Below are 22,723 nucleotides of genomic sequence, written 5' to 3'. Positions count from 1 at the left end.
TCCCATAGATAGATGTCCATGCGTGGCGCATTCGCCGACAGAGCAGGAATACCGCTCCGGTCAGGCAGATCGTCGGTGCCGGTCAGGATGACAGCGGCATGGACGTGCCACACGCTAGCCTAACGATCTGCCTTGGCTCTCGTTCCATCGGACATGGGAAAGCAGGGCGACGGCACCATCGTGCCGCCGCATCTTTTATCAAACGGAATGTTTCTTCCGGGTGGCGGCGCTGACGATCTGGGCGGGCGCGACATCCGGTTTGCCGAAGAGATAACCCTGCGCCTGCGCGCAGCCCTCGTCGACCACCATGCGGTATTGCGCATCCGTTTCAATTCCCTCCGCCGTCACCGGCAGATCGAGGCTGCGGCCAAGGCCGATCACCGCGCGCACGATGGCGCGGGCATTGTCATCGTCGCTCATGGCGGCGATGAAACTGCGGTCGATCTTGATCTTGTCGAAGGGGAAGCTCTGCAGGTTGCTGAGCGAGGAATAACCCGTGCCGAAATCGTCCATGACGATGGCGACACCGAGCGCCTTCAACTGGTTGAGGATGATCAATGTCGCCTTGCGGTCCTTCAGAAGCGCGGCTTCGGTGATTTCCAGCTCCAACCGGCTAGGCGAAAGCCCGGTCTGCATCAGGACCGTGCAGACGACATGGCCGAGATTGGCCAACGAAAACTGCAATGGCGAAACATTCACAGCGATCTTCAGATGCGGCGCCCAGCCGGCCGCCTGGCGGCAGGCCTCGCGCAGCACCCATTCGCCGAGCGAGATGATGATGCCGCTCTCCTCGGCAATCGGAATGAAGACGTCCGGCGGCACCACGCCCCTTGTGGGATGCTGCCAGCGCACCAGCGCCTCGTAACCAACGACCTGGCCGCATTCGACCGAAAGGACCGGCTGATAATTCAGCAGCAGCTCGTTGCGATTGATCGCGAGCCGCAGATCCGTCTCCAGCTGGCGGCGTTCGCGCGCCTCCTGATCCATCACCGGGTCGTAGAAGGCCAATATGCCGCGCCCGCCCATCTTGGCGCGGTAAAGCGCCAGATCGGCGGCATGCATGATGCTTTCATGGTCCTTCCCGTCCCGCGGGAAGACGGCGATGCCGATGCTGACGCCGACGGAGGTCGGGTCGTTGGCGACATTCATCTTCAGTGCGAACGTGCCAAGGATCGTCTCGGCCAGCAGGCGCGCCTCTTCCGCTTTGGTGTGCCGGGCGGTGAGGATGACGAATTCATCGCCGCCGAGACGGGCGACCACATCGCCTGCCCTTGCGCATTCATCGAGAATGGCGGCGACCTTTTTCAGGACGCGATCGCCCTCGGCATGGCCGAATATGTCGTTGACCGCCTTGAACCGGTCGAGGTCGAGCGCCAGCAGCGCGAATTCGTCCTCCTCATCGCAATGTTCGATCTGCTGGTGCAGACGGGTCTGGAACATGGTGCGGTTGGAAAGGCCCGTCAGGACGTCGTGACGGGCGAGATATTCGATTTCCCGCTGCGCTTCCCGCTTTTCCGTCAGGTCGCGAATGGCCATTACCTCGCATGGGCGACCGCGATATTCGATCGTGCGCACGCCGAGCTCGAATATCTGCACCTGCCCGGCGCGCTCGCGGACCGCCTCCACCGGTGCATGGCGTGGCAGATAGGCGGGCTGGCCGTCGATGGCCTTGAAGAGATCGTCAGGGTTCTGACCGAGCAGCGATGCCTCCTCCCTGCCCAGAAGGCCGGCAAAACGGGTGTTCAGCTCCACGATCCGCCCATCGCGAACGACGGCGAGACCATCGAGCGTCGCATCCACGAGACCCTTGAGATCGACAAGATAACGATCCACCAGAGCGGCGACGGCGGTGGTGGACAGGATCAGGAACGTGACGCCGGAAATGGCGCAGATCATGATCAGCCGGGCGACATTGTCGGGATCAGGACCCGATACGGATGGATCCGGCGAAAGCACCGTGGCCGACATGGTCGTGAAATGCAGCGCGCAGATCGCGAAAATCGCCGATCCGGCGGGTGCTGCGATGCGCTGCCAGGAGCCGAGGCGGCGAAAAAGGAAAAAGGCGAGGAGAAAAGACGCCCAGGCCAACGCAAAACCGCCCAGTACCGGTCCCCAGCGATAGCTGATCGTGGCGGCGACATCCATTCCCGCCATGCCGACGAAATGCATTACGGCAACCGAGAGCGTGACCAGCGTGCCGACGAGAACAGGGCTGTAAGCAGCCTGCGAGCGGGCCGTAAGCGCCAGCCAGAAACCGATAACGGCGAGAACCGCCGAAAGGGCGGTAAAGGCGAAATCATAACCGATCGGAACCGCGCCCTTATAGGCGAGCATGGCAACGAAATGCGTGGCCCAGACGCTCAATCCCCCGGCAAAGGCGGCAACCAGCACCCAATAGGGCTTGCGGCCAGCCGGACTTTCCTCCGCACGCAATAAAAGATGAAAAAAAGCAAACATGCCAAGCAGGCAGATAACAGCCGCAAGAAGCACGACCGCCCGGTCGTGTTGTACGACAACGCATTCCAGAACCGTGAACATGACGCACTCTCCCAGCCTCTGAAGAACCGCTCACGGTGGCACTATGGGAGTGGTTTATTTATAAATCTCTAATGCAACTATTGATAATTGCGTCAATATTTTTTCGCGCATAAAAAACAGGCCGGGCCGGCGTGCCAAGCTGTAACACTTTCGGCAAACCGGCCCGGCAAAATGATCAGCCGAGGCTTCTTATTTCCAGCTTCGATAATCCGCCGCGGTGCATCCGAAAGGCGCCGGACCATCGGCGAAGCGCTCCTGCAGACGGGCGCAACCCCACTCATTGAGTGCTGCCGGCAGCATGTTGTTGATGTCCATTCCGGGCGAGTTGAATTGCGACGGCGCGCTCGTGACATACCACAGCCAGTAACCGAACACCGCGACGATGATGACGGCCACGATGGCGACGAAAGTGCCCAGCCTGCGCAGCAGGCCCGGTCCTTTCTTTATCGCGGCGCCCTGAGCCGTGGCATTTTCCTGCGTCTCGTTTACGACCATCGGGGCAAGCGATGCGAGAGCCGCCGCCCTCTCCTGTTCCGTAAGGTCGATCCGCTCCAGCAGATCGTCGAGCAGAACCGGCAACGCGCCGTTGCCATGCAGAACCGCCAGCGCCACGTCATGTTTGCCGGTATTGCCGACGACAACGGGAATACGGCCCCGCTCCAGATGCGTAAAGGATTGCCGCTTGGTTTTACCGTCCCTCACCGTATCGGCATAGGTCACGAAAAGGCGGCTGCGTTTTTCGGCAACCGCCGTCAGCGCCACCGGAATGACGGTCAGAGGCGCGGGCTTGCGCAATTGAAGGCGAACCCGCAGGACCCGGACAAGCGTGAACAGCATCGCCAGACTGCCGAAACCGAGCAGGGCAACAAACACGCCGAGCGTGATGATGCGGTTCCAGAGCATGTCGAGGCCCAGCGAAATCGTTGCGAGTTCCGGGTTCTTCGCGGAGATGACCAGCCCGGTTTCATAATCGCCGGAATGGAAATCGACGAACATGACCTCGACATCCTTCTTGTAGCGCGCACCCGCATGCTCGTAGGAAAGATCCGCCTCGCAGGTCGTGAAGATCGCCTTGCGCGTCTTGCAGCTGCCACTGATATCGCCGTTTTCGATCTCCAGAGGATCTTTGCTGATCTGATAGTCGCGCAATATGCCCGGGCCTTCAGCCACGAGCATGACGACCGTGATCACCAGAAGCACCGGAATGGAAAAATAATAGGCTGCCGGCACCGAAATGACGCCACGTTTGAGGCTCAACGGCCGCGACGGAAGTTTTATCTGTGCAAGGTTCATGGTCGTCAACACATTCTTCGGGAGGTGGGTGAGCGGAGTTTGCGACTCTCGCCCGACGGAAGGAATAGTCGTTCGACGGTCTAATCCGATGAAGTCCTTGAGAAAACCCCCTGAAATTGCGGGATGACGACGATAATCCACCGCCTCGGCCGGGCTGCGCGCTTGACCGCGGATAAAAAAACGGGCGGTAAAACCGCCCGTCACAGGTTTTCAGAGGCTGTGGTTGCCCTTAGTCCTTCGTGACCTTCTCCAGCCGGGTCGTCTGGCTGGGGTGACCCACATAGTCCTTCACGCGCGCATTCAGCACGATCGGCTCGAATCTCTCGAACATCGGCAGCACCGCCGGCTTCTGGGCGACGAACATTTCCTGCATCTGGGTGTAGATTTCCCCGCGCTTCTTGGCATCAGGCTCCAGCGAAGCCTTTGCCGTGAGCGCCGTCAGTTCCGGAATGTCCCAGGCCGAGCGCCAGACGAAATTGCCGGCATTGTTGGCGGCGAGCGAGTTATCGGGGTTACTGGAAAACTGCTCCATCGAACCCAGAACATTCGGCATGTAGGCGCCGGTCTGCGGAATGAGCAGATCGAAATCACGCGCGCGATGGGCGGCAATCACGTCCGAACCGTTACCCTGCTGGATATTGACCTTGATGCCGATCTGGCTGAGCGACGCCTGGATCGCGGTGGCGAGATCGATGCGCGGCGTCTGCGCAATCGTCTTCAGATTGAGCGTAAAGCCGTTCTCATAACCGGCCTCCTTGAGGAGCGCCTTCGCCTTCTCCACATCGAGCTTCCAGTCCGGGCTCGGAATGGCGTATTCGAAGTTTTCCGGCACCGGCACCGTGCGCGCCCGGCCGTAAGGACCCATGATGGTCTTTTCCATGCCCTTATAGTCGATGCCATAGGCAATCGCTTCGCGGACCTTGGGGTTGGACAAAGGCTCCTTGCCGGCATTCATGGACAGGACGTAGAAGCCGCCGGTCGGCACGCGCTGGATCTGGAAGCCTTCCTTGTTGTTGAAGGTCGCTAGGTCGGCAGCCGTCAGCGCACTGGCGATGTCGATATCGCCGCGCTCCAGCATCAGGCGCTCCACCTGGCTTTCCGGCACATGCCGCACGATGACCCGGCGCATTTTCGGGCTGCCCGCCACATAATTCTTGTTGGCCTCGAGAATGATAATCTCATTGGGCGACCAGCGATTGAGGGTGAAGGGACCGGAACCGGCGGAATTGGTTCGCAGCCAGCCATTGCCCCAATCACCGTTGACGTCATGCGACTTCAATTCCTTGCTGTCGACGACGCTGGCGATGACCATGGCCAGACGGTAAAGAAGTAGTTCGGACGTCGTTTCGCCGGAAAGATCGATGCGGACCGTTTTTTCATCCGGCGCGCTCACCAGCTTGTCAACATTATCGGCATTATAGCCAACCCGCTTGAGGTTGGCTGCGGCCGCCTGGTTCATCTTCAACAGCCGGCCGAGCGAATAGACGACGTCCGCCGATGTCACCGGATTGCCGGAAGCGAAATTGGCCTCGCGAAGATGGAAGGTGATGCCCTTGTCATCTATCTCCCAGCGCTCGGCAAGCTGCGGTGAAACCTTGCCCGAACCATCGACCGAAATCAGGCGGTCATAGAGGTTGGACATGATTTCGTTGGCTTTTCCTTCGGTCGCCTGATGCGGATCAAGCGACAACACCTGGGCCAGCGAGGTTCCGATGACGAGCTGGTCATTGGGTGTTTTGGCCAGGGCTGGTGCTGCCTGTACCAGCATGGCCGCCAGGGCCGTGGTGAATGCGAGACGGATCAATGATTTTCTCATACCTGCTCCTCCTACAGATCGGTAATTCATGTTCGGGAAAAAGCCGCGACGCAGCGGTGCGTCGCGGACCAGAATGGTCAAAGATGTTTATTATCAAGCGCTTCGATCAGGGCCGCGATGTAGCCGTAGCAGAAGGCGAAAGCCACACCGACGGCATCGCGCCCGGCAATCGTCGGCACATGGTCCGGCATGATCATGTAGCGATAACCGAGTTCGTGATAGAGTTTCAGCGACCGCACCATGTCCATGTCGCCCTCATCGGGGAAGGTCTCCATGAAAGAGAGTTTGCCGCCGCTGATATTGCGGAAATGGACGTTGAAGATCTTGTCGCGGCTGCCGAACCAGCGGATGATGTCGTCGATCTCCTCGCGCGGATTGTCGAGCATCTCGCCGATCGAGCCCTGGCAGAAATTCAGGCCGTGATAGGGGCTCTCGCGCATCTGCACGAATTTCTTCAGCCCCTCGACCGTGCCTAGTACGCGGGTGACGCCCCTGTAGCCCGGCGGGGTATAGGGATCATGCGGATGGCAGGCCAGGCGCACGCGGTTGCTTTCCGCCACCGGCACGACGCGCTCGAGGAAATAGTCGATGCGTTCCCAGTTCTCGTCTTCGGAAAGAACGCCCGCGAGGCCCGGCGCGGCATCATGGTCCGCCTTGTCCCAGCGCCAGGCCTCGTTGAGCGAACCGCCGCGGCCACGCTCCATTTCGGTGCGCGGAATGCCGATGAGGTTGAGATTATATTTCGCAGCAGGGATTCCAGCCCTGGCGATATTCTCGATCATCGTGCAGACCGCATCGATCTGCCGGTCGCGATCAGGACCGGCAAGCAGGATATCGGGATACGACGCCTGCTCGATGGGCCGGGACGGCAGCGGCAATTGCACCATGTCGAGGACGAGGCCAAAGCTTTCGACCTTGTCACGGTGGCGCTCAAAGTCCTCGAAACTCCAGCTCGCGGGCTTTCCGGGCGGATCCGCGTTGATATTCTTGACGCCGAGCTGCGCCCAAACCTTGAAATCCTCGTCATCGCGCGCAGCAACCTGGGTGCCGACATACATCGATTCTCTCCTCTCTCCATGCAAGTCATCATATGACATCGCATGAAATAAGATGAGTGTCGAGATGCTATTGCGCTTCCGATAACAACCTGTATCGGCGCTGGCTGGCGAGCATATGTTCACGCATGGCTTTTCGCGCCGCGTCGGGATCCTGCTCGACGATGGCGCGCAGGATTGCCTCGTGCTCGGCCTGCACTTTGCGAAGATAATTCGCGTCACCGGTTTCCGGCAGCGTCGGGAACTGCCCGCGCGGGATCGAGCGCGAACCGAACTGACGCAGGGCCTCCAGATAAAAGCGGTTATTCGTGGCGATCGCGATGGCCGTGTGAAACTCGTAATCGGCATCGACGGTGGTCTCGCCCGCATCGATGGCGCGAGCCATTTTCCGGTGCGCCGCAGAGATTGCCGCCTCCTGCTGGGCCGTGCGGCGATAGGCGGCGATTGCCGCCGCCTCCCCTTCCGTCGCAAGCCGGAACTCCAGCATCTCAAGCGTTTCCGCGATGGTGCCGACTTCGGACTGCGTCAGTTTCACGCCAGCCCATTCACTGGCATTGCTGACAAAAACCCCCTTGCCCTGGATGGGAACGACATAACCGGCGGAACGCAGATCGGCAATCGCCTCGCGAACCACGGTGCGGCTCACGCCATAGCTGCGTTCAAGCTCCGGTTCCGTGGGAAGCTGATCACCGTTTTTCAGTTTTCCACTGCGAATTTCTGCGCTGAGATTATCGATGATCTGTTGTGCCCGCCTCTCCCGCGGCCTCGCCCTGTCGCCCATCATGCCACTCTTCCCTCTTGCAGAATACGAATCCCTTCGCTACTCATATGATGACATGGCTGCACGTCATATGTTTTCATGTTAGCTCAGGGAGGAGTTGGGATGAAGTACCATCAAGAGTTTTTGCAATGGAGAATTGCGCGTCTGCCGCGAGCGGCGTGTGAGGGCTCCACAGCTGACGGATTTCTTACAGGGAAGTGCGACCGGCAATGACGGAAATCTCACTACGCGGGCTTGGACATCGTTTCCTGCAATTGATCGTCAGCCTCTTCATCCTGCTCTGCATCACCTTCATCATCGGCCGGGTCATGCCCACCGATCCGGTGGGCGCGATCGTCGGCGAACTTGCGGACCCGAAAGCCTATGAGGCGATGAGGGCGCGGCTCGGCCTCGACCTGCCGCTTTACCAGCAGTTCTTCATCTATCTGCGCGGCCTGCTGCATGGCGATTTCGGCATTGCGATCCTCACCGGCAACCCGGTGACCCGCGATCTGGCGCAGGCCTTCCCCGCCACCTTCGAGCTCGCCACGCTGGCGATCATCATCTCGACGGTTATCGGCGTGCCGCTCGGCCTTGCCGCCGCGCTCTTCCGCGATACCTTCATCGACAAGTTCGCACGCGTTTTTGCGCTTGTGGGACATTCGATACCGGTCTTCTGGTTCGGCATCGTCGGGCTGGTGATTTTTTACGCGAACCTCAACCTTGTCGCAGGCCCCGGCCGGGTCGATGTCTTCTACGAAGGCCTTGTGGAGCCGAAGACGGGATTGATGCTCGTCGACAGCCTGCTTGCGGGCGAGACGGAAATCTTCTGGAACGCGCTTGGACACATCATCCTGCCGGCCATTATCCTTGCCTATATGGCCATGGCCTATATCACCCGCATGACGAGGGCCTTCACCCTCGAACAGCTCAGCCAGGATTATGTCATCGCGGCACGGGCAAAGGGCGTCAGCCCCGCACGCACCATAACCCGCCATGTGCTGCCCAACATCGCCGTGCAGCTCATCACCGTTCTGGCGATCTCCTACGGCAACCTGCTGGAAGGCGCCGTCGTCACGGAGATCGTCTTTTCCTGGCCCGGCATCGGCCAGTACATGACGAATGCGCTGCTCATCGGCGACATGAATGCAATTCTGGCCGCCACGATCGTCATCGGCTTCATATTCATGTTGCTCAACTTCCTCGCCGATCTGGCTTATACAACGCTGGATCCCCGTACACGGGAGGCCGCACGATGACCGATATCGCGCATAACAATACCGTCGATCGTCCCGGCGCCCTTTCGCGCCTGTCGACCACCACCGTGCGGACACTTCGAAAGCTCGGCGACGAACCGCTTGGAATGTTCGGCTTCGCCATTCTGGCCATTCTGGTTCTGGTCGCCATTTTCGCTCCGCTGATTGCGCCTTACGATCCTGCCCGGCAGGCGCTCGAAAACGCGCTTCAGCCTCCCAGCTGGGCGCATCTGGCCGGAACCGACGAATTCGGCCGCGACATTTTCAGCCGGCTCGTCTACGGCACCCGCATCACCATCCAGACCGTCTTGTCGGTCTCGATCATCGTCGGTCCGATTGGCCTTGCCATCGGCGTGATGGCCGGTTTCTTCGGCGGGCGCACCGATGCGATCCTGATGCGCGCGACGGATATCGTCCTGTCCTTTCCCTCGCTCGTGCTGGCACTTGCCTTTGCGGCCGCCATGGGCGCCGGCCTCGGGACGGCGATCATTGCGATCTCGCTGACGGCATGGCCGCCGATTGCGCGTCTTGCCCGGGCGGAAGCGCTCGTCGTGCGCAATACCGATTACGTCGCCGCCGCCCGTCTCTACGGTGCTTCGCCGCTGCGTATCCTGTTTCTGTACATTGCGCCGATGTGCGTTCCCTCGGTCATCGTTCGCCTGACGCTGAACATGGCGGGCATCATCCTGACCGCCGCTTCACTCGGCTTCCTCGGCCTCGGGGCGCAGCCGCCGCTGCCGGAATGGGGTGCGATGATCTCCAGCGGCCGCAAATTCATGCTCGATTACTGGTGGGTCGCCGTCATGCCCGGCATCGCCATCCTGCTGACGAGCCTTGCCTTCAACATCGCCGGCGATACGCTGCGCGACCTGCTGGATCCGCGCCATGCCCGTTCCTGATAGCTCCCCCATCCTCTCGGTTCGCGACCTCAATGTCCGTTTCGGCCGCAACACCATTCCCGCCGTGTCCAACGTCAATTTCGACGTCGGGCGCGAAAGGGTCGGTATCGTCGGTGAATCCGGCTCCGGAAAATCCACCACCGGCCGGGCCGCCATGCGGCTCCTGCCGAAAAGCGCGACGGTGACGGCGGAGAAGATGGACTTCCTCGGCGAACCGCTGCTCACAAAGTCCGAGCGGCAGATGGGCGCGATCCGCGGCAGCGAGATGGCGCTGATCATGCAGGACCCGCGTTATTCGCTGAACCCGGTGCTGCCCATCGGCAAACAGGTGGCGGAGGCTGCCGAACTGCATCTGGCGCTGACCGGCAAGGCGGCGCGAGATGCCGCCCGCGACATGTTGCTGCGCGTGCGCATCAACGATCCCGAGCGCGTCATGGCGCTTTATCCGCACCAGATATCGGGCGGCATGGGACAGCGCGTGATGATCGCCATGATGCTGCTCGCCAAGCCGAAGCTGGTCATCGCCGACGAACCGACCTCGGCCCTCGATGTCAGCGTCCGCAAGGACGTGCTTCTGCTTCTGGACGAGATGGTGCGCGAGAATAATTCCGGCCTGATCCTCATCAGCCATGACATCCGCATGGTTGCGGCCTTCTGTGAGCGCGTGCTGGTCATGTATGGCGGGCGCGTGGTGGAAACGCTGACGAAGCTGGAAGATGCCCAGCATCCCTATACGCGGGGCCTGATCGCGGCCATGCCCGATCCCCGCAATCCGGTGCGGCGTCTCAAGGTGCTGGATCGTCAGGCCATCGACGCGGAGGTGATGCGATGATCACGGTAGACAAGCTCGACGTCGTTTACGGCGCCAAGGAAAAACGCAACCACGTCGTGCGCGGCGTCAGCCTCACGGTCAACAAGGGTGAAACCCTTGGCATCGTCGGCGAGAGCGGCTGCGGCAAGTCGACCTTGCTGCGGTCGCTGGCCGGGCTGGAAGCCGGCTGGACCGGCTCGATCAGCTTTGACGGCAAACCGGTCGGCAAGACCCGCAGCCGCGACGAACTGAAACTGGCCCAGATGGTGTTTCAGGATCCCTACGGTTCGCTGCATCCACGCCACCGCATCGGCCGGGCTCTGGCCGAACCGATCCGCGCCATGGGGCTTGGCGATGGCTGGTCGAAGGTTCCGGCTGCCCTGCAGCAGGTGGGCCTGCCCGCATATTTTGCCGAGCGCTTCCCGCATGAACTTTCCGGCGGCCAGCGCCAGCGCGTGGCAATCGCCCGCGCGCTGATCCTCGAACCGCCGATCCTGCTGCTCGACGAGCCGACATCGGCGCTCGACGTCTCCATTCAGGCGGAAATCCTGAACCTGCTTGCCGACCAGCGCGAAGAACGCGACCTCACCTTCGTTCTCGTCAGCCATGACCTCGCGGTGATCGCCCATATGTGCGACCGCGTGCTAGTGATGCAGAACGGCGATTTTGTCGATGAGCTGACCAAGGCCGATCTTGAAGCGGGCGTTACCCATGCGGCCTATTCAGGTGAGCTGTTCGAAAGCAGTTTCCTGTAACGGTCACCCCACAACGGCCATATCGGGCGGCCCATCCACGGCCGCCCGCCTTCCCGCCCGCCAGCCGACAATCGCCGGCAGGGGACGAGCAACCTTTTGGGCCGATAAATTTCACCACCGACCGCCTTCAAACCACCGGAACAATGCGTTCAGCATTTGTTCTGGATTGCTGTTTGAGTCTTTGCTAATCATTGCGACGACAGGGCAGACAATGGCCGGACATTCCGACGACTGCCATCTCTGAACAAGGTTCTCACCCGTGGGGACAGGCAGGTTATCTAAGGATTGCTGGCATGGCGGTTGCCTATCTGGAAAAGCTCAACGAACAGCAACGCAGGGCGGTGGAGCATGGCGTTGGGCTGGCAGACGGACACACGGCCGGGCCGCTACTGATCATCGCCGGGGCCGGTTCGGGCAAGACCAATACGCTCGCCCACCGTGTTGCGCATCTGATCGTGAATGGCGCCGATCCCCGCCGTATCCTGCTGATGACGTTTTCGAGGCGTGCGGCCACGGAAATGTCGCGGCGGGTCGAGCGTATCTGCAAACACGTTATCGGGGCGAATTCGGCGATCATGACCGATGCGCTGGCTTGGTCCGGCACATTTCACGGCATCGGCGCGCGCCTGTTGCGCATCTATGCCGAGCAGATCGGGCTCAACATCGATTTCACCATCCACGACCGCGAGGATAGCGCCGACCTGATGAACCTCGCCCGGCACGAGCTGGGTTTTTCCAAGACCGAAAGCCGCTTTCCAACGAAGGGCACGTGTCTTGCGATCTATTCGCGGGTGGTGAATTCCCAGACGCCGCTCAAGGAGATATTGCGCCAGCATTATCCCTGGGTCGCCAACTGGGAGAGCGAACTTAAAGAACTGTTTGCGGCCTATGTCGAGGCCAAGCAGGTCCAGAACGTGCTCGATTACGACGATCTTCTGCTCTATTGGGCGCAGATGGTCAGCGATCCCGTTCTGGCTGATGATATCGGCAACCGCTTCGACCATGTGATGGTCGACGAATATCAGGATACCAACCGGCTGCAGGCCTCGGTGCTGATGGCGCTCAAACCCGGCGGCCGAGGATTGACCGTGGTGGGTGACGATGCACAGTCGATCTATTCGTTCCGCGCCGCGACGGTGCGCAACATCCTCGATTTTCCGGCCTCCTTCAGCCCGGCGGCCGACATCATCACGCTTGACCGCAACTATCGCTCGACGCAGCCGATCCTGGCGGCCGCCAACGGTGTCATCGATCTGGCGCGCGAGCGGTTCACCAAGAACCTCTGGACCGAGCGGCAGTCGCTGGAGCGCCCGAAACTCGTGACGGTGAAAGACGAGACCGAGCAGGCGAATTTCATCATCGACCAGATTCTCGCCAACCGCGAAACCGGCATGACGCTGAAACAGCAGGCCGTGCTGTTCCGCACCTCCAGCCATAGCGGGCCGCTTGAAGTGGAACTGACCCGCCGCAACATCCCCTTCGTCAAATTCGGCGGTCTGAAATTCCTCGACAGCGCCCATGTGAAGGACATGCTGGCCGTGCTGCGCTTCGCACAGAACCCGCGCGACCGTGTCGCCGGCTTCCGGCTGCTGCAGATGTTGCCCGGCATCGGACCAAAGAAAGCCGGCAATATTCTCGATGCGATCGCGACAGACCCCGAGCCTCTGCTTGCCCTTGCCGAAATTCCGCCGCCGCCGAAGACCGGCGACGACTGGACAGCCTTCACGCAGATGCTGGTGGGCCTGCGGCAGGCCCCGAATGACTGGCCGGGCCAGATCGGTCAGGCGCGGCTGTGGTACGAACCGCATCTGGAACGCATCCATGAGGATGCGGACACCCGCAAGGCCGATTTGCTGCAGCTCGAGCAGATCGCCGGCGGCTACCCCTCGCGCGAGCGCTTTCTGACCGAGCTGACGCTCGATCCGCCGGACGCCACCAGCGACCAGGCGGGCGTGCCGCTGCTCGATGAAGACTATCTCAGCCTCTCCACCATCCATTCGGCAAAGGGCCAGGAATGGCGTTCCGTCTTCATCCTGAATGTGGTCGATGGCTGCATCCCCTCCGATCTCGGGGTCGGCACCACCCAGGAGCTGGAGGAAGAACGCCGGCTGCTTTATGTCGCCATGACGCGCGCCAAGGACAGTCTGTCGCTGATCACGCCGCAACGTTTCTTCACCGGCGGGCAGAACCAGCAGGGCGACAGGCATGTCTACGCCGCCAGAACCCGCTTCATACCGGCGACATTGCTGCAATTCTTCGAAACGGCAACCTGGCCACTGGTGTCGGCTGCCGCTTCCGAACGCAGCGCGCAGCAGATCCGCATCGATGTAGGCGCACGCATGCGCGCCATGTGGAAATAAAAAGCGGGGCATTCACCCCGCTCTCATGACTTGTGATTGTTTCCGGTCGACGCTGCCGTCAGAATTTCACGCTGGCCGTCAGGCTGACATTAAAGGGCTCACCCACGACATTGGCATAGCTGGTGGAGCCGATGGACGAGGTGTAATAGGTCTTGTCGAAGATGTTCTTCAGATTGAGCTGCAGCGTCACCGGCTTTTCGAACTGAAGCGTATAGGTGGCGAAGGCGTCGAAGACCGCATAGCCCGGCAGATTATAGGAATTGTCATTGATGCCCGCGCGCTCACCCACCGCCCGGACGCCGCCGCCGATGCGCAACGTATTGCCGTTCGGACCGACCTCGCCGACATCATAGGCGAGGAAGAGCGAGCCGGTGTGGCGCGCCACATTCGGCAGGCGTTTGCCGGCATAGGTGGGATCCTCGAGCACGAGCGCATCCGTATAGGCATAACTTGCGATGAGATCGAGATCGTCGGTCAGGCTGCCGGCAATATCGACCTCGACACCGCGCGAACGGACGAGGCCGGCGGCCTTCACCGTGGAGACGCCGCCGACATCTTCCGAATAGGCGACATTGCGCTTGCGGGCGTTGAACAGGGCGATATTGGCGTTGAGCCCGGCGAAAAGATCGAACTTGGCGCCTACTTCATAGGAAATGCCCTCTTCCGGATCGAGCCCGCCATAATAGGCGCCGATGGATGATTGCGGGCGGAAGGTTTTGGCCACATTGGCGTAAAGCGAGGCATTCGGAGTGAGCTTGTAGACGAGGCCGGCATTGGGGATGAGTTCGCCGCCATCCTTCTCGGTATTGACGACGAAGGGACGGCCCTTGCCGGCATAGATGTCGTAATACTGGTAACGCAAACCGCCGACCGCGATCCATTGATCGTTAAGATGCAGGGCATCCTGCATATAGATCGAGGCGGTGGAAAGCTCTTCGGTCTGGTCGCTATCGACCGCCCGCACCGTGGTGCAGACCGGCAAGCGGCCATAGACGGGATTGTTGATATTGAAATTCGTGGAATTCGCGCAGCGCAGCATATCGGTGCGCAGAGTATCGCTGTAATCATAGGACGCACCGAACAGCAGGTCGTTGCGCAGCCCGCCGATTTCGGCCTCACCCGTCAGATCCGCCCGGACCGCGTGATTGTAGATCGTCGAATATTGCGTCGCATCGGCCCGTCGCGTCACCTGCCCGGTGCGGGAATTATAACCCATCACGCGCGCCTGATTGTCCGAATATTCGTTGCGGCTATAAGCGTAGTTCAGCGACAGTTTCCAGTCGTCGGACAGTTGCCGGTCTATGGCGATGCTCGCCAGATCGGATTTGCCGTCGGTGATGTTATAGGCTTCATCAAGGCGAAGGCGGCGGCTGACATTGATCGCCCTGCCGGTCGCCGGATCGAAGATCGTGCCGCGATCGAACGGCACGCTGTAGTCCTCATGCATGTAGGAAACCGTGATATCGGTATCCTCGCCGCTCCATTTCAGCGACGGTGCGATGAGCCAGTTCTTCTTCTCACCGAAATTACGCCAGTAATCGCTGTTTTCCCCCTGACCGATCAGGCGATAGGAAAAATCCGTGCCCGCAATCGGGCCGGTCACATCGAAACCGCCTGATGTGCCGTATTTGCCCGCACCATAGGCTGAAAAGCGCGAATAGGCCTCCGCCGTAAATGTGTCTTCCGGCTTCTTCGTCACGACATTCACCATGCCGCCGGGATCGAGAATGCCGTAAAGCGTGGAGGCAGGGCCCTTCAGCACTTCCACTCGCTCGACCGTATCGTTGAAGGAATGCGGCAAGGCCGTCTTCAGCCCGTTGACGAGGATGGAGCCGTCGCGATTATCGCCGAAACCGCGGCGGATGACGGCGTCCTGCGTGCCGCCCAGCGTATTGGCCTGGGTGACGCCGCTGACATTGGCCAGCGCTTCATCCAGCGAGCGCGCTTGCTGGTCGCGCAGCACCTCAGCCGTCACCACATTGACCGATTGCGGAATATCGAGGATCGGCGTCTCGGTGCGTGTCGCCGTGCCCGTCGTTACCGGCTGATAACCGCGCGCGCCTTTTTTGACATCGGCATTGACGGTTATGGTTTCGAGCACGGTCGTCCCGTCGGCATTTTTCTTCGGCGTTGCACTCTCCTGCGCAAAAGCAGGCAGGGCAACCCCGGCCAGAAGAAACGCCAGCAGCGCCCGCGAGCGCACCCCAATGATCATCGAACCGTCATGCATCCTGTCTTGTCCCCGACTGTCCCAAATCGTCATCGCGACGATGCACCGCTCTTTCAATTGATGAATGTAGTAGTCAACTTTATTTCCGCATCAACGGGGCAAAACGTCGGTACCAAGGGGTGCATTCGTACCTCCGCGCGTGTCATTTCAGCCCATGACAGCCGCTTTTTGTTCAAATCGACCGGCAAAAACCGCATTTTTGAACGCTATATACTTGACTACTACAGTCATCAATAATTCTGGTGGCAACGCATTCAGACGGGGACGAATTTGAACGACGGCATAAGACCCACAAGCACGGATACAGGCCTTGCGGCGCAGGCGATCGCGCTTGCCTATGGCGACACGCCCGTGCTTGCGGATATGTCCATCGATATCGCGCCGAACCGCTTCACCGTCCTGCTTGGCCCGAACGGCTCTGGAAAATCCACGCTTCTTTCAGCACTTGCCCGCCTGCACCGGCCGGTACGCGGCCATATTCTTCTTAACGGCAACGATATCTTCCGCCACCCGACACGGGATGTGGCAAAGAAACTCGGCATGCTGGCGCAGCAGAACCATACGCCGGAAGGGCTTTCGGTTTTCGATCTCGTCTCCCGGGGCCGTTACCCGCATCAGGGATTTCTGAAGCAATGGAGCGAGGAAGACGCCCGCGCGGTGGAAGAGGCGCTTTCCGTGACCGGCATGTCCGAACTGGCGGAACGAGCGGTCGACAGCCTCTCCGGCGGCCAGCGCCAGCGCGCCTGGATCGCCATGGCGCTGGCACAGCAGACGGATATCATTCTTCTCGACGAGCCGACGACCTTTCTCGATCTGCACCACCAGATAGAGGTGCTGGACATGCTGGCGGGCCTCGTCACCCTCCACAACCGCACGATCGTCGCGGTGCTGCATGACATCAATCTTGCCCTGCAATATGCCGATCACCTGATTTTTCTGAAGGACGGGCGGCTGCGGCACCGGCTGGAAACGGCGGCAGCCTGCGATGCCGGCATCATTGCCGATGTATTCGACATGGCAGTTGCCCAGCTCACGCATCCGGTCACGGCGCGGCCGGTATTTCTTCCCCTGCCCGGACGGGCCGGCGCGGCATGACCCCCAGCAATACCAGCGCAAGCATCCTTGCCCTTAGAGAGCGAGCCTATGGGCGCACGCTCGCGGCAGCACTTTTCCTGCTGCTCGCCATGCTGCTTCTGGTGCTGGCGCATATAGCGACCGGCCCGCGTCCCGTTGCGCCACATGTCCTGCACGATCTGATATTTGCCCATGACGCCCGCAATTTCGACCAGCAGGTTCTGATGCGCCTGCGCCTGCCGCGTCTTTTGGCTGCGATGCAGGCCGGGGCCTGCCTTGGAACAGCGGGGCTTCTGCTCCAGACCCTGCTTCGAAATCCGCTCGGCGAGCCGCATATTCTGGGCTTGAATGCCGGGGCAAGCCTTGCCGTCGTTCTGGCGACCGTGCTTCCGCTCGGGCTGATCGCAGCGCCGCTGTTCCGCCCATTGCTGGCGGCCATGGGCGCGGGTATCAGCTTCTCGCTCGTGCTTCTCCTTGCTTCCGCCGGGCGGCAGGGGTTGACGCCGGCAAAACTCGTCTTTTGCGGCATTGCGCTTTCCACGCTTGCCGGAACCCTCACCTCCGCCATCCTCATTCTCAATGAAGAAACATTGCAGCAGATGCGTTTCTGGCTGGTGGGCGATACGGCCGGCGTGTCGATGGCAACCATCGCCGCCGCCCTGCCCGCGGCCTTGATTGCGCTCATCCTCGCTTTCGCCGTCGCGCCCCGGCTCGATCTTCTGGGGCTGGGCGACAGCACGGCCGCAGCGCTCGGCGTGCCGGTCCGTTCAACCAGGCTTCTGGCGCTTGTCTCCATCTCGCTGTTCTGCGGCGCGGCCATCGCCGTCGTCGGTCCCATCGGTTTCGTCGGTCTGGTGGTGCCGCCGCTCGTCGCGCGTCTGAAAACGGGACGGCTGCTGCTTTCCATACCCATCGCAGCACTCGGTGGCGCGGTTCTCTTGATCGCCGCCGATCTCGCCGCCCGTCTGATCCTTCTGCCGAAAGAATTGCCCACGGGCGCGATGACCGGCCTTGTCGGCGCGCCGGTCTTCCTCTGGCTGGTGCGCAGGGTGCTGAAATGAACCGCTACCAAGCCCTAAGACTGGGACGTTTTTCCCTTCGCTTCATGCCGCTCAGGCTCGCCATTCTGCTGGCACTCGCCCTTTTGCTTGTGCTCGTCGCCGCATGGTCGCTCACCGCCGGCAGCCAGCACATTCCGGCATCCGCGCTCTGGTCGCTATTGACTGCTACTGATGTCAAACCCGCCATGGCCGACGCCGTGGTTCTCGACTTCCGGCTATCGCGTCTGGCGCTTGCAATGCTGGCCGGTGCCATGCTCGGCATTGCCGGCGCCATCATGCAGGCCACCACCCGCAACGGCCTTGCCGATCCCGGCCTGCTCGGCGTGCGGGAAGGCGCATCGCTTGCCGTGCTGGGCTGCCTTTTCCTACTGCCTTCCCTGCCGGTAACGTTACGCCCCGTCGCGGGTGTTGCAGGCGGGATGGCAAGTGCCGCAATCGTCCTGACGTTTTCCGGCGCGACCTCGCGCCTGCGCTTCGTGCTGACCGGCATCGGCTTTTCATGGTTTTTATCGGCTTTGCTGCTTATCCTCATGGCATCGCTCGATATTCGCAATTTGCAGACGGCGATGATCTGGATGGCCGGCAACCTGCAGGGCGCAAGCTGGACAGCGGTTTCAATCCTCTCTTTCATCCTCGTCATCGCCCTTGGCCTTCTCGCCCTGACCGCCCGCGCCGCCGACATGCAGGCCCTCGGCGATCATGCCGCGACGGCGCTTGGCGTTCATACGCGCCTGCTGTCGGCGCTGCATGTCGCGCTTGCGGTCACCCTCACCGCATCCTGCGTGTCTTTTACCGGCAGCATCGGTTTTGTCGGGCTGATCGGCCCGCATATCGCCCGGCTCCTGCTGCCGGGCGGTTCCTATCTCGGGCTTACGCTCGGCGCGGGCCTGACCGGGGCAACGCTGGTAGCGGCTGCCGACACCATCGCCCGAACCGCCTTTTCACCGCTGGAACTGCCGACCGGCCTCGTTCTTTCCGCCGTCGGCGCACCCACGCTTCTTGCCCTTCTCTGGTTTCACCGGCATCGCCTATAGGTTTCCCCATGCGCAAAACCCTTCTCGCTCTTCTTTCCGCCGCGTGCCTGTTCCTCGGCACAGCCATGGCACATGCCGAAGAGCCTCTCCGCACCTTTACCGACGATCTCGGCCGCAACGTTTCCATTCCGGTAAAACCGAAACGTATCGTGACACTTCACGATATAGACCTCACCATTCCGCTGATCGAACTGGGCGTGACGCCGGTGGGCAGCCACGGCCGCATGGGAGCGGACGGCAAACCCTATCTGCGCTCCAGCGCCATTCTGACGGGTATTGATTTCGACAATAGCGACATCGCCTATATAGGCTCCATCAATGCCGATCTGGAGGCGATCGTTGCTCTCAAACCCGATCTCATCGTGACCGAACCGGACCGCCCCACCCCGATCGAAAAGCTGGAACAGATCGCCCCCACGGTCGCCATCGACAATACCAAGGACGGCGCGCCGCATATTTACAAGGTACTGGCCGAGCTGACCGGCACACAGGCGCGTCTTGCCGTGCTGGACCGGCGCTACCGCGCGCAGATCGAGGCGCTGAAAGCGTCGGTCGATACCGGCGCCATCACCGTTTCGGTGTTCCAGCCGCTCAACGGCAAGATCAGCGTCTACCACACCTATCGGGCGCTCGGGCGCGTGCTGCGCGATGCGGGCTTCCGTTTCCCCGCAATCATCGACGCCATTCCGGATGGCGATCGCATCGAGATCAGCGCCGAACGTTTGCCGGAACTCGATGCCGATATCATCTTCGACCCCTATCGCTCCGATACCGGCGCCTCGCCGCAGGCGGAAATAGACATGATGGAAGCCGTGATGCCGGGTTTCTGCAATTTTCTGGAGGCCTGCCGCAATGGCCGTTACATTCTCCTGCCGCGCGAGGAAGCGATTTCCAACTCCTATGCCGCGCTCAGCCTCATGGTCTCGGCCGTTCAGTCACATTTGACGGTGCGGCCGGCGGCCGAAAAGTGACGGTAACGACCATCGCGGACAAAAGCGCTTGCCTCGCGGCTTGGCACGCTGCTAATCCGAGAAGAAGAGTAGAAAACTCAGCTTCACGGAACAACCCATGTCGGCTGGCGAAACGCACACATCAAGGCTTCGGCGCACCGACCGTTTCGGTGAGCAGCTGCGCAGGCGCCGCGACCGCCTGTCGCCGGGCCTGCTTGCCGTTGCCGAATATATTGACGGCCACCGCCATGCCGTTCTCGCCAAATCGGCCCTGGAAATCGGCTTCGAGACCAATACGTCAGATGCGACCGTTATCCGCGCCATACAGGCGCTTGGCTTTCAGGGGCTGGTCGATCTCAAGGAAACGCTGGAGGCCTATCTGGGCGTGACGGATTCGCCCGTCGAAAAAATGGCGGCGACGACAAAATCCATATCCGGCGACTGCGATGCGGCGATAGATTTCGTTCTCGACAATCAGAAGAACACGCTGGAGATGCTTTCAAGCGTGGAAAACCGCGAAGCCATGGCGGCGGCCGTGCGGCTTCTCTCGCAGGCGCGCGGCATCGGCGTGCTCGGCATCGGCGCCTCCGGCATCATCGCCACCTATGCGGCAAGGCTGTTCCAGCGCTCGGGCGTCCGCTCCTATGCGCTCAACGCCACCGGCATCACCCTTGCCGAGCAGTTGCTCGAGCTTGAAAACGGCCACGTCCTCATCATGCTCCTGCACGGCCGCGCCCACCGCGAAGCCCAGACCGCCATAGCCGAGGCCGGCCGCCTCGATGTCCCCATCATCATGCTGCTCGGCCAGGAAGACAGCGTGCTCAAAAAACACGCCAACGCCAGCCTCTTCCTGCCCCGCGCCAAAAACGAAGGTGTGGCGCTGCACGCCCCCACCTTCATCGCCATGGAAACCATGGCCCTTGCCCTCTCCGCCGCCTGCCCCGAGCGAAGCCTTGAGACGCTGGAGCGGCTGGTGGAGCTGAGGACGTCGATCAGGCCGCATAAGCGGGTTTAGCTTTTTTGGAACTCTTCCCCATCACGCTCCAGTCGCAAAAAATAGGCGGTGATCAAACAAGCTTTCTCGATACTGTCCGAAGGAGTTTCCGTCGCTCTTGTGTGGGCGATCAATAAAGCGTTATTGACTGTCCCTACCGATAAAGCCATATCACCCTGAGTAGGCAGACCAGACAGGATCCGCATAGTGCAACTAGAAGCATTCTCGATATCAGGCTTGAAAAAGATAACTCCGGCTCGTTTCGGCGACAGCAGGGGTTATTTCAGCGAGGTTTTCAAGAGGGAGTGGTTTCGCGAAAACGTAGCGGATGTTGAGTTCGTGCAGGACAATGAATCCCTCTCCGCACAGGCCGGAACCGTACGAGGGCTTCATTTTCAGACAGAACCTTTTGCACAGGGCAAGCTCGTTCGCTGCATTCGGGGACGGCTGCTGGATGTCGCGGTGGATATCAGAACGGGATCGCCCACCTTCGGACAATGGGCCGCTGTCGAGCTCTCGCCCGAAAATGGCGAACAGTTGTGGGTTCCGGCAGGGTTTGCCCATGGCTTCATGACGCTCGCTGACGACACGGTCATCTCATACAAGGTGACGGCCCCCTACAGTGCGGCCAACGACCGCGGCGTCAAATGGGATGACCCTGCCATCGGTATCAACTGGCCGAAGCTGGAAGACTGCATCCTTTCCGACAAGGATGCAAAGCAGCCGCTTCTGTCCGAATTGCCTGAATATTTCACTTACCAAAATACTGGGAACTGATGATGCGCGTTCTAGTTACCGGCGGCGCCGGATTTATCGGCTCGGCCCTCGTACGTTATCTCGTGAGCGAGGTTGGCGCAGATGTTCTCACTGTCGACAAGCTGACATATGCAGGAAATCTGGCTTCCCTCAAGCCGATCGAAAATGCACCCAATCACCGCTTTCTTCAGGCCGATATATGTGACCGGGCGGCGATGAATGAGGCATTCGCGACATTTCAGCCGGATTACGTGATGCATCTGGCCGCCGAGAGCCATGTCGACCGCTCCATAACCGGCGCCGCGGATTTTATTCAAACCAATATCAACGGCACTTTCACGATGCTGGAGGCAGCACGGCAATATTGGAGCGGCCTTGCGGAAGACGCGAAGGCGAATTTCCGCATGTTGCATGTTTCGACAGACGAGGTTTACGGCTCTCTCGGGGAGAATGGTCTTTTCGAAGAAACCACATCTTACGACCCTTCGTCACCATACTCGGCTTCGAAAGCGGCGAGCGATCATCTTGCAACGGCCTGGCAGCGCACCTACGGCCTCCCGGTCGTGATTTCCAACTGCTCCAACAACTATGGCCCATTCCATTTCCCGGAAAAGCTCATTCCGCTGATCATCCTTAACGCGCTGGAAGGCAAACCGCTGCCGGTCTATGGAAACGGTGCCAATATCCGCGACTGGCTTTATGTGGAAGACCATGCTCGCGCCCTTTGGCTCATCGTTCAAAAGGGCCTTGCCGGCGAGAAGTATAATGTTGGCGGCAGAAACGAACAGAAGAACATCGATGTCGTCAACTGCATCTGCTCCATCCTCGACGAGCTGCGCCCGCAATCGAAGCCCTATGCCGAGCTTATCAAATATGTGACGGATCGCCCCGGCCACGATGCACGCTATGCCATTGACGCGACGAAGCTCGAAACCGAACTCGGCTGGAAAGCGCAGGAGAATTTCACCACCGGCATCCGCAAGACCGTGGAATGGTATCTCGACAATGCGTGGTGGTGGCAGCCGCTCCGCGAGGGTGTTTACGCCGGAGAACGCCTCGGCGTTCTGACAAAGGGCTGAGC

Annotated in this window: 18 protein-coding genes; 12 read left to right on the top strand and 6 right to left on the bottom strand. The window is 60.6% G+C overall.

The genetic code is table 11. The annotated features are described in order from the left end of the window. Positions 1-198: 198 nt before the first annotated feature. The 5 genes from AC5YUO_RS24305 to AC5YUO_RS24285 form a co-directional block, all read right to left on the bottom strand. Positions 199-2,538, bottom strand: coding sequence for a bifunctional diguanylate cyclase/phosphodiesterase (locus AC5YUO_RS24305; RefSeq protein WP_496155572.1), 2,340 nt, complete (start codon positions 2,536-2,538; stop codon positions 199-201). 189 nt (positions 2,539-2,727) lie between these two features. Beyond that, positions 2,728-3,831: a hypothetical protein gene (locus AC5YUO_RS24300; RefSeq protein ID WP_496156559.1), complete on the bottom strand. Its 1,104-nt coding sequence runs from the start codon at positions 3,829-3,831 to the stop codon at positions 2,728-2,730. Between the two features lie 229 nt (positions 3,832-4,060). Beyond that, positions 4,061-5,647, bottom strand: coding sequence for an ABC transporter substrate-binding protein (locus AC5YUO_RS24295; protein WP_496155571.1), 1,587 nt, complete (start codon positions 5,645-5,647; stop codon positions 4,061-4,063). A 77-nt stretch (positions 5,648-5,724) separates the two neighbouring features. After that, entirely contained in the window at positions 5,725-6,705 is a 981-nt protein-coding gene (locus tag AC5YUO_RS24290) for a mannonate dehydratase (RefSeq protein ID WP_496155570.1), read from the bottom strand. 67 nt (positions 6,706-6,772) lie between these two features. Then, complete coding sequence (locus tag AC5YUO_RS24285) at positions 6,773-7,486, bottom strand: FadR/GntR family transcriptional regulator (protein ID WP_269343259.1); 714 nt, start codon at positions 7,484-7,486, stop codon at positions 6,773-6,775. Positions 7,487-7,692: 206 nt separating this feature from the next. Between AC5YUO_RS24285 and AC5YUO_RS24280 the strand changes: the two genes are divergently transcribed. From AC5YUO_RS24280 to AC5YUO_RS24260, 5 genes are all read left to right on the top strand, one after another. Continuing rightward, positions 7,693-8,721, top strand: a complete 1,029-nt coding sequence (locus AC5YUO_RS24280; protein WP_269343257.1) for an ABC transporter permease — start codon at positions 7,693-7,695, stop codon at positions 8,719-8,721. Continuing rightward, entirely contained in the window at positions 8,718-9,617 is a 900-nt protein-coding gene (locus tag AC5YUO_RS24275) for an ABC transporter permease (RefSeq protein WP_496155569.1), read from the top strand. Before AC5YUO_RS24280 ends, AC5YUO_RS24275 begins: the two co-directional genes overlap by 4 nt. Continuing rightward, positions 9,604-10,449: an ABC transporter ATP-binding protein gene (locus AC5YUO_RS24270; protein ID WP_496155568.1), complete on the top strand. Its 846-nt coding sequence runs from the start codon at positions 9,604-9,606 to the stop codon at positions 10,447-10,449. Before AC5YUO_RS24275 ends, AC5YUO_RS24270 begins: the two co-directional genes overlap by 14 nt. Next, positions 10,446-11,183, top strand: coding sequence for an ABC transporter ATP-binding protein (locus AC5YUO_RS24265; RefSeq protein WP_496155567.1), 738 nt, complete (start codon positions 10,446-10,448; stop codon positions 11,181-11,183). The genes AC5YUO_RS24270 and AC5YUO_RS24265 overlap by 4 nt, the downstream gene beginning before the upstream one ends. Positions 11,184-11,476: 293 nt before the next feature. Further along, the gene (locus tag AC5YUO_RS24260) at positions 11,477-13,543 is read left to right on the top strand and encodes an ATP-dependent helicase (protein WP_496155566.1); all 2,067 of its coding nucleotides are present in this window, start codon (positions 11,477-11,479) and stop codon (positions 13,541-13,543) included. A gap of 58 nt (positions 13,544-13,601) precedes the next feature. Here AC5YUO_RS24260 and AC5YUO_RS24255 read toward each other — a convergent pair whose 3' ends face one another. Further along, a complete protein-coding gene (locus tag AC5YUO_RS24255) occupies positions 13,602-15,773 on the bottom strand; it encodes a TonB-dependent siderophore receptor (protein ID WP_496155565.1) in 2,172 nt (723 codons plus the stop codon). Between the two features lie 270 nt (positions 15,774-16,043). Between AC5YUO_RS24255 and AC5YUO_RS24250 the strand changes: the two genes are divergently transcribed. The 7 genes from AC5YUO_RS24250 (at position 16,044) to rfbB (ending at position 22,721) form a co-directional block, all read left to right on the top strand. After that, positions 16,044-16,868, top strand: a complete 825-nt coding sequence (locus AC5YUO_RS24250; RefSeq protein WP_496155564.1) for an ABC transporter ATP-binding protein — start codon at positions 16,044-16,046, stop codon at positions 16,866-16,868. Next, on the top strand, positions 16,865-17,908 hold the full coding sequence (locus AC5YUO_RS24245) for a FecCD family ABC transporter permease (RefSeq protein WP_496155563.1): 1,044 nt from the start codon (positions 16,865-16,867) through the stop codon (positions 17,906-17,908). The genes AC5YUO_RS24250 and AC5YUO_RS24245 overlap by 4 nt, the downstream gene beginning before the upstream one ends. Next, complete coding sequence (locus tag AC5YUO_RS24240) at positions 17,905-18,942, top strand: FecCD family ABC transporter permease (protein WP_496155562.1); 1,038 nt, start codon at positions 17,905-17,907, stop codon at positions 18,940-18,942. The genes AC5YUO_RS24245 and AC5YUO_RS24240 overlap by 4 nt, the downstream gene beginning before the upstream one ends. Before the next feature lie 8 nt (positions 18,943-18,950). Beyond that, positions 18,951-19,913, top strand: coding sequence for an ABC transporter substrate-binding protein (locus AC5YUO_RS24235; RefSeq protein ID WP_496155561.1), 963 nt, complete (start codon positions 18,951-18,953; stop codon positions 19,911-19,913). 97 nt (positions 19,914-20,010) lie between these two features. Then, complete coding sequence (locus AC5YUO_RS24230) at positions 20,011-20,907, top strand: MurR/RpiR family transcriptional regulator (RefSeq protein ID WP_269343237.1); 897 nt, start codon at positions 20,011-20,013, stop codon at positions 20,905-20,907. Positions 20,908-21,093: 186 nt separating this feature from the next. Beyond that, positions 21,094-21,663, top strand: a complete 570-nt coding sequence (gene rfbC, locus AC5YUO_RS24225; RefSeq protein WP_496155560.1) for a dTDP-4-dehydrorhamnose 3,5-epimerase — start codon at positions 21,094-21,096, stop codon at positions 21,661-21,663. Positions 21,664-21,665: 2 nt separating this feature from the next. After that, positions 21,666-22,721, top strand: coding sequence for a dTDP-glucose 4,6-dehydratase (rfbB, locus tag AC5YUO_RS24220; protein ID WP_496155559.1), 1,056 nt, complete (start codon positions 21,666-21,668; stop codon positions 22,719-22,721). Positions 22,722-22,723 lie beyond the last annotated feature (2 nt).

Source organism: Agrobacterium sp. LEGMi-208b (assembly GCF_059511785.1).
Note: the sequence above shows the minus strand (reverse complement) of the source record. Positions and strands in the feature narration are given on the sequence as shown.